Source organism: Pseudarthrobacter sulfonivorans (assembly GCF_001484605.1).
Classification (GTDB): Bacteria; Actinomycetota; Actinomycetes; order Actinomycetales; family Micrococcaceae; genus Arthrobacter; species Arthrobacter sulfonivorans_A.
In genome coordinates, this window is the sequence record NZ_CP013747.1 from 2,863,287 (window position 1) to 2,876,933 (window position 13,647).

Sequence of the window (13,647 nt, forward strand, 5' to 3'; positions counted from 1 at the left end):
GTAGTAAGAACCGTCAGAAAACAGTGTTACCCCTGCCCATTCGATTCGCAATCATGGATATCAACCAGAAAGCATCCGTCCGGCCGCTACAGGCCGACCAGATCCAAGAGGACAAACCGTGAACCTGAGAACAAATGTTATGCTCCCCGGCACTACAAATTCAGCAACACTCGACTGGACGCCCGCGGACGAGCGCGCCGTGGACACAGCCCGTGTTTTGGCTGCGGACGCCGTCGAGAAGGTTGGCAACGGCCACCCCGGCACGGCCATGAGCCTTGCACCGGCCGCCTACCTTCTCTTCCAGAAGCTGATGCGCCACGACCCCCGCGACCCGGACTGGCTGGGACGTGACCGTTTCATCCTGTCACCCGGTCACTCCTCGCTGACCCTGTACATTCAGCTGTTCCTGTCCGGCTACGGCCTGGAACTGGACGACCTCAAGGCGCTACGCACCTGGGATTCCCTCACGCCGGGCCACCCCGAGTACAAGCACACCGCCGGCGTCGAAATCACCACCGGCCCGCTGGGCCAGGGCCTGGCCTCCTCGGTGGGCTTCGCCTACTCGCAGCGCCGGATGCGCGGCCTGTTCGACGCCGACGCTGCCGAGGGCACGTCCCCGTTTGACCACACCATCTGGGTCATCGCTTCCGACGGCGACATCCAGGAAGGCGTGACCTCCGAGGCTTCCTCGCTGGCCGGCCACCAGGAACTGGGCAACCTCGTGGTGGTGTACGACGAAAACCACATCTCCATCGAGGACGACACCGACATCTCCTTCACCGAGGACGTCCTCAAGCGCTACGAGGCGTACGGCTGGCACACCCAGCGCGTTGACTGGACCGAGACGGGCGAATATGTCGAAGACGTCCAGGAGCTGTACTCGGCCCTGCTCGCCGCGAAGGCCGAGACCTCCAAGCCGTCCATCATCTCGCTGCGCACCATCATCGGGTACCCGGCGCCGAAGAAGCAGAACACCGGCAAGATCCACGGTTCCGCCCTGGGTGCCGACGAAGTGGCAGGCCTCAAGGAGGTCCTGGGCTTCGATCCGGCCAAGTCCTTCGACGTTGACCAGGACGTCCTGGCGCACGCCCGCGCCGTCGTCGAACGCGGTGCTGCTGCCCGCATCGAATGGGACGGGTCCTTCGAGGCGTGGCAGTCGGCCAACCCTGAGGGCGCTGCGTTGTTGGAGCGGATCGAAGCCAAGAAGCTTCCAGCCGGACTCGACGCCGTCCTGCCGGTCTTCGAAGCAGGCAAGGACGTCTCCACCCGCGCAGCGTCCGGCAAGGTCTTGAACGCGATCGGCCCGGTCATGCCGGAACTGTGGGGCGGTTCGGCCGACCTCGCGGAGTCCAACAACACCACCATCGAGGGATCGCCGTCGTTCATCCCGGCCTCGCGCTCCACGGACACGTGGAAGGGCAACCCGTACGGTCGGGTCCTGCACTTCGGCATCCGCGAGCACGCCGCGGCCTCGATCGTGAACGGCATCTCGCTGCACGGCCGCACCCGAGCTTTTTCGGGCACATTCCTGATCTTCAGCGACTACCAGCGCCCCGCCATCCGCCTCTCCGCCCTCATGGGTGTCCCGTCCATCTACGTATGGTCGCATGACTCCATCGGCCTGGGCGAGGACGGCCCCACTCACCAGCCGGTGGAGCAGCTCTCCACCCTGCGCGCCATCGTGGGCCTGGACGTCGTCCGCCCCGGTGACGCGAACGAGGTGGGCATAGCGTGGAAGACCATGCTGGAGAACCACGAAAACCCGGCCGGCATCGTCCTGACCCGTCAGAACGTCCCCACCTTCGCCCGCGGTAATGGTGCAGCACAGGGCGACACTTTTGCTTCCCCGGCCGGTGTGGCCAAGGGCGGCTACGTCCTGGCTGAAGCATCGAAGGACGGCGCCACCGTGCCGGCCGACGTGCTCCTGATCGCAACCGGCTCCGAGGTCCAGTTGGCTGTCCAGGCCCGCGAAGCCCTGCAGGCCGAAGGCATCGCCGCCCGCGTTGTCTCCATGCCGTGCGTCGAGTGGTTCAACAACCAGGACGCCGCCTACCGCGAGTCCGTGCTCCCCGCCGCCGTCAGGGCCCGCGTCTCCGTGGAGGCCGGTCTGGCCCTGGGCTGGAGGGAATTCGTTGGCGACGCCGGCCGTTCCATCTCGCTCGAGCACTACGGTGCTTCCGCTGACTACAAGCGCCTGTTCCAGGAGTTCGGCATTACCGCGGAGGCGGTTGCCGCCGCTGCCAAGGACTCCCTCGCCGCGGCCCGCAACTAGCCTTTCCCCTGCACTGCGGCGGCACCGCGGGACGGCCTTATGGGGGCGTCCCGCGGTGCCGCCGCGAACCCTCACCAGTCCACAATTTTTGAAGGAAGAAGCAGAAGCCATGACCAACGCAACCCCCACCGCCCAGCTGTCCGACGCCGGTGTGTCCATCTGGCTCGACGACCTCTCACGTGAGCGTCTCGCCAGCGGAAGCCTCCAGAAGCTCATCGACGAAAAGAACGTCGTCGGCGTGACCACCAACCCGTCCATCTTCCAGGCCGCGATCACCTCCGGCTCGGACTACGACGCAAAGATCGCAGAACTCGCCGCCCAGGGCGCCGGTGTTGAGGAGACCATCTTCGAGATCACCACCACCGACGTCGCGGACGCCTGCGACCTGTTCGCCCCGATCGCCGCTGCGACCAAGGGAGTGGACGGCCGTGTCTCCATCGAAGTTGACCCGCGCCTCGCCTGGGACACGGCCGGCACCATCGCCGAGGCCAAGAACCTCTACAAGAAGGTGGACAAGGACAACGTCCTCATCAAGATCCCCGCGACGCTCGAAGGCCTGGAAGCGATTACCGCAACCCTCGCCGAAGGCATCAGCGTCAACGTGACCCTGATCTTCTCCCTCGACCGCTACTGCGCCGTCATCAACGCCTTCCAATCCGGCCTGGAACTGGCCAAGGAAAACGGGCATGACCTGTCCACGATCCACTCGGTCGCCTCGTTCTTCGTCTCCCGCGTGGACAGCGAGATCGACAAACGGCTCGACGCCCTCGGCACCGACGAAGCCAAGGCACTCAAGGGCAAGGCCGGCGTAGCCAATGCCCGCCTGGCCTACCAGGTGTACGAGCAGCTCTTTTCGACCGAACGGTGGGAAGTTCTGACCAAAGCCGGCGCACGCACGCAGCGTCCGCTGTGGGCCTCCACCGGTGTGAAGGACCCTGCCTACCCCGACACCCTGTACGTCACCGGACTGGCTGCCGCCGACGTCGTCAACACCATGCCGGAGAAGACGCTTGACGCGACGTTCGACCACGGCGTGGTCACCGGTGACACCATCACCGGCACCTATGCCGAGTCCAAGGGCGTGCTGTACGCACTGGACGCCCTCGGCATCTCCTACAACGAGGTGGTTGCCCTCCTCGAATCGGAGGGCCTGGACAAGTTTGTGGCCAGCTGGAAGGAACTGCTGGCCGACGTCGAAGGCGCCCTCGCCACCGCACGGAAGGCATCCTGACCCGAGCTCTGACCGCTACCGAAAGGCAGACATCATGTCCGCATCACCTCTGAACTGCTGCATCAACCCCAGCATCCTCTCGGCCGACTTCGTCAATCTCGAGGCCGAACTCGCCCGCATCAGCAACGCCGATGCCGTGCACGTGGATGTTATGGACAACCACTTTGTGCCAAATCTGACCATCGGCCTGCCTGTTGTGGAACGCCTGCAGAAGGTCAGCCCCGTCCCGTTGGACGCCCACCTGATGATTGCCAACGTGGACCGCTGGGCTCCGCTGTACGCCGACGCCGGCGTGAGCTCTGTGACATTCCACGTCGAGGCATCCGACGCCCCCATCAAACTCGCTCGCGAACTTCGCGCACGCGGGGCCAAGGCGGGCATGGCCCTGCGTCCGGCCACTCCGGTGGAACCGTACCTGGACATGCTCCCCGAACTGGACATGCTGTTGATCATGACGGTGGAGCCGGGCTTTGGCGGCCAGGCGTTCCTGGATGTCATGCTGCCCAAGATCCGCCGTGCCCGCGCGGCGGTTGACGGTTCAGGAGTGAACGTGGCCATCCAGGTGGACGGCGGCATCACGGAGGAAACCATCACTCGGGCCGCGGAGGCCGGTGCCAACGTCTTTGTGGCCGGGTCAGCCGTGTACGGCAAGCCGTCTCCTGCGGACGCCATCGAGTCACTGCGCGCGAACGGCCAGCTCGCCTTCGGCCGAACGGCTCTCCACCTCAACAACATCGCACCCCAACCAGTCTGAAGGACCACTCATGCGCGTTCACATCGGAACCGACCACGCCGGTATGGAGCTAAGCTCCCACCTCATCAATGCACTGTCTGCCAACGGCTACGAGATGGTGGACCACGGGCCGGCGGCCTATGATGCCGAGGACGACTACCCGTCGTTCTGCATCAAGGCAGCCTCCGCCGTCGTGGCCGATCAGGCCGCAGGCATTGACGCCCTCGGGATTGTGCTGGGCGGTTCGGGCAACGGCGAGCAGATCGCCGCGAACAAGGTCAAGGGCGTCCGCGCGGCCTTGGCCTGGAACCTCGATACGGCCAAGCTGGCCCGCGAACACAACAACGCCAACGTGGTGGCAGTGGGCGGGCGGCAGCACACCGTGCAGGAGGCCACCGAACTGATCGAGGCATTCCTGGCAGAACCGTTTAGTAATGCCGAGCGCCATGAACGCCGCATCGGCAAGATCGCCACCTACGAAACCACCGGCGAGGTGGCCGAGTAAAAACCCCGGCTACGTCATAGCTCCGTCCCATGCGGCGGGGCTATGACGCGTTCACAGACGAAAACTCAGCATAGGAGTCAGCATGCCCATTGCAACCCCAGAGATCTACTCCGAGATGATCGACCGCGCGAAGGCCGGCGGCTTCGCGTTTCCGGCCGTCAACGTCACCTCCTCGCAGACGCTGAACGCCGCCCTGCGCGGCTTCGCCGAGGCCGAGTCCGACGGCATCGTCCAGGTTTCCACCGGCGGTGCCGCGTACTGGTCCGGTGCTGCCACGAAGGACATGGTTGCCGGTTCCCTCGGCTTCGCGGCGTTCGCCCGCGAAGTGGCCAAGAACTACAACGTCAACATCGCCCTCCACACCGACCACTGCCCCAAGGACAAGCTGGACGGCTTTGTCCTGCCGCTGCTCGCAGCGTCCGAGGCCGAGGTCAAGGCCGGCCGCAACCCGATCTTCAACTCCCACATGTGGGACGGCTCGCACGAGACTCTTGAAGACAACCTGCGCATCGCCCGCGAGCTGCTGGAGCGCACCGCCGCCGCGAAGATGATCCTCGAAGTTGAAATCGGCATTGTCGGCGGCGAGGAAGACGGCGTGGAAAACGCCATCAACGACAAGCTCTACACGACGGTCGAGGACGCGTTGGCCACGATCGAAGCCCTCGGTGCCGGCGAGAACGGCCGCTACCTGACGGCCCTGACGTTCGGCAACGTGCACGGCGTGTACAAGCCGGGCGGGGTGAAGCTGCGCCCGGAGATCCTGAAGGACATCCAGGCGCAGGTGGGCGCGAAGCTGGGCAAGGACAGCCCGTTTGATCTGGTGTTCCACGGCGGTTCGGGTTCCTCGGACCAGGAGATCGCTGACGCCGTTTCCTACGGCGTGATCAAGATGAACATCGACACCGACACGCAGTACGCGTTCACCCGTCCGGTGGCCGGCCACATGCTCGCCAACTACGACGGCGTCCTGAAGATCGACGGCGAAATGGGCAACAAGAAGCTCTACGATCCCCGTGTCTGGGGCGCCTCCGCCGAGGCAGGCCTGTCCGCCCGGATCGTCGAGGCCACCAAGCAGCTCGGTTCCGCCGGAAAGACGATCTAAAGAAGGTCAGCCGAACAGGACCGCTGCTTCCTCGTAGCGGTCCTGTGGCACGGTCTTCAGCTTGCCCAGCGCTTCCGCGAAGCCAACGTGCTCGATATCGGTGCCCTTGAGCGCCACCATGGTGCCCCAGCAGCCCTCCACTACCGAGTCGATCGCGGCCATGCCCAGGCGCGTTGCAAGGACACGGTCGAAGGCGGACGGGACGCCGCCGCGCTGGATGTGCCCCAGGATCGTTGCACGGGTCTCGATGCCGGTCCGGGCTTCCAGTTCCGGGACCAACTGGTCCGCGATGCCGCCCAGGCGGGGCCGGCCGAAGGTGTCCAGGCCGCGCTCGGAGTGCGGGGATTCCATGTAGTCCGGAACAAAGCCCTCGGCCACCACTACCAGCGGTGCGCGCCCGCGGGCGTGGGCTTCCTTCACCCACTGGGCGATCTGTTCGATGCTGATCTTCTGCTCCGGGATCAGGATGGCGTGGGCGCCTGCGGCCATGCCCGCGTGCAGGGCAATCCAGCCCACGTGCCGGCCCATGACCTCGGCGATCATGCACCGGTGGTGGGATTCTGCCGTGGTGCGCAGCCTGTCGATTGCTTCGGTGGCGATCTGCACGGCGGTGTCGAAGCCGAAGGTGTAGTCCGTGGCGTCGAGGTCGTTGTCCACGGTCTTGGGGACGCCCACGATCTTCAGCCCTGCGTCGGTCAGCCGCTTTGCGGCGGCAAGGGTCCCTTCGCCGCCGATGGCAATGATGGCGTCGATGCCCAGGCGATCCATATGGTCCTTGATGACTGCGGGGCCGCCGCCGTTTTCGAAGGGATTGGTGCGGGACGTGCCCAGGATCGTGCCACCCTGCTTGGCGATGCCGCGGACCATGGTGCGGGGGATATCGATGATGTCGCCCTCAACCACGCCCCGCCAGCCGTCCAGGAACCCGACAAACTCGTGGCCATGGACGGTGATGCCTTTAAGTACGGCGCCGCGGATGACAGCGTTCAGTCCGGGGCAGTCGCCACCGCTGGTGAGGATTCCAATTTTCATGTTCGGCTCAAATTCTGCGAGAGGATTTACAGGCAGTGCGCCACACTGACGCACCTGGAAGTGTTGTGGGTGGTACGTGGTACGGCATAAACCTGTTGCAGATTCGAGGTGCGCCACACGGTACAAGCCTGAGGGTCACGTGCCGTTTCATGGCGAAACTCCTGCTGGGGACTGCGACGGTGCCGTGAAAGGCGGCTTCTCAGCCGTAGGGGGATCAACAATGCACATTGAGTCTCCCTAAATTCCGTCGTCAAGGCGAGTGAGGTTCGTCCGCTCCTTCCCCTCGAATGCTGCTGGTGGGGGAGGATCGCGCTAGGCCGATTTCAGCGCGGCAAGCACCGACATGGCCTCCTGAACGACATCCCGCGCGGGGAAGGACGGCCGGTTGACGCCGGCCATCTCTTCCATGACGCGGACCACCTGGCAGCTGTAGCCGAACTCGTTGTCGTACCAGACGTAGAGGACGAGGTTTTTGTCATTGGAGATGGTCGCGAGGCTATCAACAATGCCGGCATGGCGGGAGCCGACGAAGTCCGTCGAGACCACGTCGGGCGAGTCCATGTAGTCGATCTGCTTGCGCAGGTCCGAGTGCAGCGACATATCGCGGAGGAAGCTGTTGACCTCATCCTTGGTGGTGCCGTTCTCCAGGCTCAGGTTGAGGATGGCCAGGCTGACGTCCGGGGTAGGAACGCGGATTGAGCTGCCGGTGAGCTTGCCCAGCAGTTCCGGCAGTGCCTTCGCCACAGCAGTGGCCGCTCCGGTTTCGGTGATCACCATGTTCAGCGCGGCGGAGCGGCCGCGGCGGTCGCCCTTGTGAAAGTTGTCGATCAGGTTCTGGTCATTGGTGAACGAGTGCACGGTCTCCACGTGCCCGTGGACCACGCCGAACCTGTCGTTGATGGCTTTCAGGACCGGCGTGATGGCGTTGGTGGTGCAGGACGCCGCGGACACGATCTTGTCCGAGTCCAGGATGGTGCCGTGGTTAATCCCATGCACGATGTTCTTCAGCTCGCCCTTGCCCGGAGCGGTCAGGAGCACGCGGGCCACGCCCTTGCTCAACAGGTGCTGGGACAGCCCTTCAACGTCGCGCCAGCGGCCCGTGTTGTCCACCACGAGAGCGTTGTGGATGCCGTAGGCGGTGTAGTCGATCGTGGCGGGGTTGTCCGAGTAGATGACCTGGACCTGCACGCCGTTGGCGGTAATGGTGCCGGCTTCCTCATTGACGCGGATGGTGCCCTCGAAGGAGCCGTGGACCGAGTCGCGGCGCAGGAGGCTGGCGCGCTTGGTGAGGTCGTTGTCGGAGCCGCGGCGCACCACGATGGCGCGCAGGCGCAGGCCGTGGCCGCCGCCTGCCTTTTCGATGAGGAGGCGCGCCAGCAGGCGGCCGATGCGGCCAAAGCCGTAGAGCACGACGTCGGTGCTGGCGCGGTCATCAGCGCCGCGCCGGCCGACGACGTCGGCGAGTTCGGCGCGGAGGAACTCTTCCAGGGTTGCCCCGCCGCCCTCTTCCTTGAACTTCTGGTTGAGGCGGGCGATGTCGATGGCTGCGGCGCCCAGGTCCAGGCCGGCGAGGGTGTTCAGCAGCGGGGCGGTTTCCCCCGGGAGCAGCTCGTCATTGCTGATCCGACGCGCGAAGCGGTGCGCCTTGAGGATGCCCATGGTGGACTTGTTGATCAGGCTGCGGCCGTGGATGCTGGTCACCACGTTGTTTTCGCGGTACAGCCGGCCGATCACCGGAATCATGGCCTCGGCAAGGGCCTCCCGGCCCATCCACGTATCAAGGCAGGAATCTGGGAGTTGTTGCATCGGGCTTCCTTTCGCAATGGGTCGGATCTGTTGGAGCTTGGCCTAGCCTCCATCGTCCTGTCATTTGCGGATAGGGGAAACGCTATTTCGGGATGGTTCTGACTACCCTATTGGGTAGTCTGGGCGGCGCGCCGGGGCGGAAGGCGGTCACTTCCCTACCCGAACGGGCTGGGCTACAGTGCCTCTATCTGGTCACCCGCCAGCCCGCCGGAGACATTGCCGGCGAGTAGCAGCAGAAAGGCAAAATCAAATGAGCGTAACTTTCCAGCCCAGCGAGCTCTTCGCTGGGGACCTAGACAAATCCCTGCTCGGCCCCCCGTTGGCCGAAGTGCTCGGCGACGAGATACCAACGCGAATTGCCGTTCCCTTTACCAGCGACGACTCCCGCATCCTCTCTGGAGTCTGGGAAGCCGACCCAGGCCTCTCTCGGTGGGAATTCCTGGAGCGCGGCGAAGCGATTCATGTCCTTGAAGGCCGCATGGTGGTCACCCAGGATGGCGCTGGACCGATCACGTTGGAGGCCGGAACCGCCGCCGTCTTCCCCATCGGTTGGCAGGGGACATGGGAGATCCAGGAACGGATCAGGAAATTCTTTGTGATTTTCTCGGCCTGACACGGACCGCTGCCGAGCCAGGTCAGGATATTGCGCGGCCTGGCTCGGCCGTTCGCGATCCGATTTTCATTCCTGAGCGTGGCGGAGTCTGTGCCTTGCACGCATCGGGCCGGCGCAGCCGGTTTATTAGCCTTCGTTACTGGCGCCGCACAAGAGTGCAAGCCGGTCATCAACACCAGCGGAAGATGAGGTATCAATGAGCATGCGGTTAATTGACGGCTTTGATGGAGTGCTGGCGGACCTCGACGGCGTCGTGTATACCGGGCCGAGGGCGATCGACGGCGCTACCAACGCACTCGATAAGCTCGAAGGTGAGGGCAAGAGCCTGGCATACGTGACTAACAACGCGTCGCGCTCACCAGAGGAGGTTGCCACCCACCTCCGGGAATTAGGAGCACCTGCCACCGCCGAGCAGGTCTTCGGATCCGCGCTGGCCGGTGCACAGCTGCTGGCCGCCAAGATGGCCGCAGGCGCGGCTGTGCTCGTCGTGGGCAGTCAGATCCTCGCAGACTCCGTCAGGGCGCAAGGGCTCGTCGTCGTGTCAAGCTCGGATGATCGGCCAGACGCAGTCATCCAGGGATTTTCCCCTGCCCTCGGCTGGAAGGACCTGGCAGAAGCCGCCTACGCGGTCACAGCAGGTGCCACTTGGGTAGCGACAAACATGGACATGACCCTTCCCCAGGAGCGGGGGTTCGCTCCGGGTAACGGGTCATTGGTGGCCGCGGTTGCCGCTGCCACCGGCAAGTCGCCCCTAGTAGCGGGAAAACCAGAAGCAGCCCTCTTCGAGACGGCGGCGCGCCACTCCGGCGTCGAGCGCGCTCTCGTGGTCGGCGACCGCCTGGACACCGACATCCTCGGCGGAAACCGCGCAGGCATGGCCACGGTTCTCGTCCTCACGGGCGTGGACTCGGTCCAAACGGCGCTGGCTGCACGCTTGGACGAGCGTCCGAACTACGTGATTCGTTCTCTGGGCGAACTCTACGTGGAGTACCCCGCGATCACGGCCGACGACGGGGCCTACTCCTGTGGCGCGGCAGTGGCCCGGGCATCGGGATCGACGGTAAGCATCAACGGCCGTGAAAACGACCTCAACAGCTGGCGCGCAGCGTGCGCCGCCTGGTGGGCAGCCCACCCGCTTATGACACCGCATTCTGCGCCGGAAATCGTGTTTACGACGGCTGGATAGGGGCGTTCGGTCAGGAATGAACCGCAGTAGGTGTGCAGAACCCTCCTCAAACGGGGCAGGTACTAGAAAAGGAGAGTTCAATGAGCGAGAAGCTGCGTTGGGGCGTCCTCGGCACCGCCCACATCGTCCGCAAGACAATTACGGCGTTGCAGAAAACGAAAAACGGTGAGGTAGTAGGTATTGCTTCCCGCACCGAGGAAAAGGCAAGGGAGTACGCCAACAAGCACGGCGTCCCACAGGCGTTCGGCTCTTACGAGGCGCTGCTCGCTTCGCCGGACATCGACGCTGTCTACATTCCGCTGCCGAACTCACTTCACCTCGAATGGATTCTGAAATCCTTAGACGCAGGCAAGCACGTCCTCTGTGAAAAACCCTTGGCAATGAGCGCCGCCGAGTGCGAGGAGATTTCGCGCAAGGCCGACGAGACCGGGCTCAAAGTCTTAGAAGGATTCATGTACCGTTTTCACCCGCGTTTCGAAAAGCTGCAAGAGCTGCTCGCGGCCGGTACGGTGGGCAAATTGACATTTCTCCACGTCGGTCACTCCTTCGATGCGGGCGGCGACGACAATATCCGCTGGTATGCCGGCCTCGGCGGCGGCGCACTTTTCGACACAGGGTGTTACTGCGTCAATGTGAGTCGGATGGTCGTGGGGCAGGAGCCGGCCCGGGTCACCGCCTTTGGCAACTACCGCGACGCCAACGACGGAGGTCTCATTGATGCCAGCATTGCTGGCATGCTGCGCTTTCCCGGCAGCGCCACCGCGCTTTTTGATACCGGAGTGAACCTCGAGCGCCGCAATTTCCTGGAAATCACGGGCACCGAGGGCCGACTCTACCTCGACAATCCTTTTGGGCTGTTGGAGGAGGATTCGGTCCTGGAGGAGCATCACTTCGGGCAGGACACTATCCATCACGAGTTCAAAGGCGAAAACCATTTCGTCCGGATGGGCGAACATTTCGCCGACAGCGTCCTAAACGGTAGGCCGCTCCGCTACGATCTCACGGACGCGGGAGCCAACGCGCGGGTGTTGGAAGCTCTCGACCAGGCGGCGCGGAAACACGAGGCGTCCGAACCGAAACCGCATTCTGGCGCTGGCGCAGGCGTCAGCTGACAATTTGACGCCCGAGCCGGAGACGCCGACGGCAAAACCGGTTTTCGGCCTTCCCGTTGGCTGCCACAGACACTCCCTCTGGTTCGCGCGCGCCGTCGAACGCACCACAGCTAGACTTTCGTAACGACGCCCTCTGCGGACAGCACGATTTCCACCAGCGGTTCGACGTAGCGCGCGGCCAATGGGCCAACCACGGCCATGATCAGCACATAGGCAGTAGCCATGGCCGCCAGTTCTTGGGTGACGGCACCGGATGCCACTGCCAGTCCGGCAATAACGATCGAGAATTCCCCGCGGGCCACAAGCGCCGCTCCGGCACGCAGACGGCCGGGCCGGGCAATGCCCTCACGCTTCGCAGCCCAGATGCCGGTCGCCATTTTGCTGGCCGTGGTGACAACAGCGAGGGCGAGTGCCCAGCCAAGGACCGGTGGAATGGAGGCAGGGTCGGTGTTCAGGCCGAACGCCACAAAGAAGATCGCGGCGAAAAGGTCCCGGAGCGGTGCCAGAATACGCGCGGCATTGTGCGATGTGGCACCGGAGATCGCGATGCCGAGCAAAAAGGCTCCAACTGCCGCTGACACGAGCATGGCTGATGCCACGCCGGCTACGAGCAGCGCCGCGCCCAGGACGTTCAGGAGGAACACCTCTGAGTTCTCGCTTTGGACAGCCTTGGAGACCCGGTGTCCGTGGCGCAGCGCAACCAGCAGGACCACACTCACCACCGCCAGCGCAATGCCCACCGTGGTGAGTCCGCTGACGAAACTGACGCCGGCAAGAATGCTGGTGAGGACGGGAAGGTAGATGACCATGGTCAGGTCTTCAAACACAAGGATGGAGATCACCACCCGGGTTTCGCGGTTGCCCAGCCAGCCCAAATCAGTGATCACCTTCGCCGCGATGCCTGATGACGAGATGTAGGTTGCGCCGCCCATCACCATGGCACCCACGAACCCACAGTTCAGGAACAGGGCAAGTGCTGCCCCCGGCAGGAAGTTCAGGACGAGGTCAAGGAGACCGGCCCGCCACGATCTTCGCAGTCCGGTGAAAAGCTCGGACGCCGTATATTCCAGCCCGAGCACAAGCAACAGCAGAATGACGCCGATCTCCCCAAAAAGGTGCGCGGATTGCTTCATGCCTTCAAGCTCAACAATCCCGCCTGTGCCAAAGGCGAGGCCGCCAAGGAGATAGAGGGGGATGGGCGACATTCCGATCCGTTCGGCCAGTCTGGCCAACAGGCCGAGGGAGAACACCACTGCCCCGAGTTCTATGAGGCTCAAGGCAAGCGGGTTCATGGCCTCTTCCCGAGATTGGACGGCTTCCTCGCCAAAGCTTTCATCAGCGCAAAAGGTCCGTTATGCCGACATCGTGGCAAACATCAGGGCCATGACAGCGGCGCCGAGTGCTTCGAGTCCGTGTTCCGCGCGGCGGGAGGGCTTGGGAATGTAAGCGCTGTGGTGAGCGGGTATTGTGGCCCGGTAGCGCAGCAAAAGGACAATGAAAACAACCGCCGCAGCTGCGAAGAATACCGTCAGCGGGATCGCCAGGTCAGCTGAGTGATCCAATCCTGGTGCTGCCGTGCTGTGGACTGCAGAAGCTGTTCCGTGATGGGCGTTCGACGCCGGCATTGCAGTTGCGGGGGCGATGTCATGGCCGGCGGTGGCGGCATGACCCATCATCGCGATCATGAGTGCAGCAGCACCCATGGTGAAGCTGTGATAAACGCATTTCAGCCGGCCCTGGCTGCCGGCGCAGAGCAGTTTGAATTCCGGCCGGGCGACCGCCTGGATCACAAACCACAGGGCAGCACCGGCGAGGATGGCGATCTGAGCCAGCACGGTCGACGGGGCGAGGTTCCACAGCATGGCGGCCATCAGAACCATCATGAGGGCATGGAGGCTGTTGTTCACCCGGTTTGTGAGATGGCGGGACTTTGCCGCCTGAAGCACGTAGTGGCTGCCTCCGAGCAGCAGGACGGCCGTCAGAGCCCAGGTAATTGCGGGGGAATTGAACACGCGGATCACGCCCTAAGAACGATGTAGGTGAGGTGGGGCGGTC

Annotated in this window: 12 protein-coding genes; 8 read left to right on the forward strand and 4 right to left on the reverse strand. The window is 63.9% G+C overall.

Annotated features, from left to right (window positions below):
* The first annotated feature begins 139 nt into the window (after positions 1–139).
* The 5 genes from tkt (at position 140) to fbaA (ending at position 5,843) form a co-directional block, all read left to right on the forward strand.
* Positions 140–2,272 (forward strand): transketolase, encoded by a 2,133-nt coding sequence (gene tkt / locus AU252_RS12910; protein WP_058931073.1) that lies wholly within the window; start codon positions 140–142, stop codon positions 2,270–2,272.
* 109 nt (positions 2,273–2,381) lie between these two features.
* Entirely contained in the window at positions 2,382–3,503 is a 1,122-nt protein-coding gene (gene tal, locus AU252_RS12915) for a transaldolase (RefSeq protein ID WP_058931074.1), read from the forward strand.
* 34 nt (positions 3,504–3,537) lie between these two features.
* The gene (rpe, locus tag AU252_RS12920) at positions 3,538–4,257 is read left to right on the forward strand and encodes a ribulose-phosphate 3-epimerase (protein ID WP_058931075.1); all 720 of its coding nucleotides are present in this window, start codon (positions 3,538–3,540) and stop codon (positions 4,255–4,257) included.
* Between the two features lie 10 nt (positions 4,258–4,267).
* Positions 4,268–4,741 carry a ribose-5-phosphate isomerase gene (locus tag AU252_RS12925; RefSeq protein WP_058931076.1) on the forward strand — a complete coding sequence of 158 codons (474 nt, stop codon included), beginning with the start codon at positions 4,268–4,270 and terminating at the stop codon, positions 4,739–4,741.
* Between the two features lie 82 nt (positions 4,742–4,823).
* Positions 4,824–5,843, forward strand: coding sequence for a class II fructose-bisphosphate aldolase (gene fbaA / locus AU252_RS12930; RefSeq protein ID WP_058931077.1), 1,020 nt, complete (start codon positions 4,824–4,826; stop codon positions 5,841–5,843).
* 6 nt (positions 5,844–5,849) lie between these two features.
* On the opposite strand, the gene AU252_RS12935 is transcribed toward fbaA, so the two are convergent.
* Positions 5,850–6,875, reverse strand: coding sequence for an ATP-dependent 6-phosphofructokinase (locus tag AU252_RS12935; RefSeq protein ID WP_058931078.1), 1,026 nt, complete (start codon positions 6,873–6,875; stop codon positions 5,850–5,852).
* A 312-nt stretch (positions 6,876–7,187) separates the two neighbouring features.
* Entirely contained in the window at positions 7,188–8,681 is a 1,494-nt protein-coding gene (locus AU252_RS12940) for a glyceraldehyde-3-phosphate dehydrogenase (protein ID WP_083510375.1), read from the reverse strand.
* 250 nt (positions 8,682–8,931) lie between these two features.
* Between AU252_RS12940 and AU252_RS12945 the strand changes: the two genes are divergently transcribed.
* From AU252_RS12945 to AU252_RS12955, 3 genes are all read left to right on the forward strand, one after another.
* Positions 8,932–9,294, forward strand: a complete 363-nt coding sequence (locus AU252_RS12945) for a cupin domain-containing protein (protein ID WP_058931080.1) — start codon at positions 8,932–8,934, stop codon at positions 9,292–9,294.
* Positions 9,295–9,490: 196 nt separating this feature from the next.
* Complete coding sequence (locus tag AU252_RS12950) at positions 9,491–10,480, forward strand: HAD-IIA family hydrolase (RefSeq protein WP_058931081.1); 990 nt, start codon at positions 9,491–9,493, stop codon at positions 10,478–10,480.
* Between the two features lie 80 nt (positions 10,481–10,560).
* Positions 10,561–11,592, forward strand: coding sequence for a Gfo/Idh/MocA family protein (locus tag AU252_RS12955; RefSeq protein WP_058931082.1), 1,032 nt, complete (start codon positions 10,561–10,563; stop codon positions 11,590–11,592).
* 110 nt (positions 11,593–11,702) lie between these two features.
* Here AU252_RS12955 and AU252_RS12960 read toward each other — a convergent pair whose 3' ends face one another.
* Together AU252_RS12960 and AU252_RS12965 are read right to left on the reverse strand one after the other, a co-directional pair.
* Entirely contained in the window at positions 11,703–12,884 is a 1,182-nt protein-coding gene (locus AU252_RS12960; RefSeq protein WP_058931083.1) for a cation:proton antiporter, read from the reverse strand.
* Between the two features lie 60 nt (positions 12,885–12,944).
* Complete coding sequence (locus AU252_RS12965; RefSeq protein WP_157768979.1) at positions 12,945–13,604, reverse strand: DUF5134 domain-containing protein; 660 nt, start codon at positions 13,602–13,604, stop codon at positions 12,945–12,947.
* Positions 13,605–13,647: the final 43 nt, after the last annotated feature.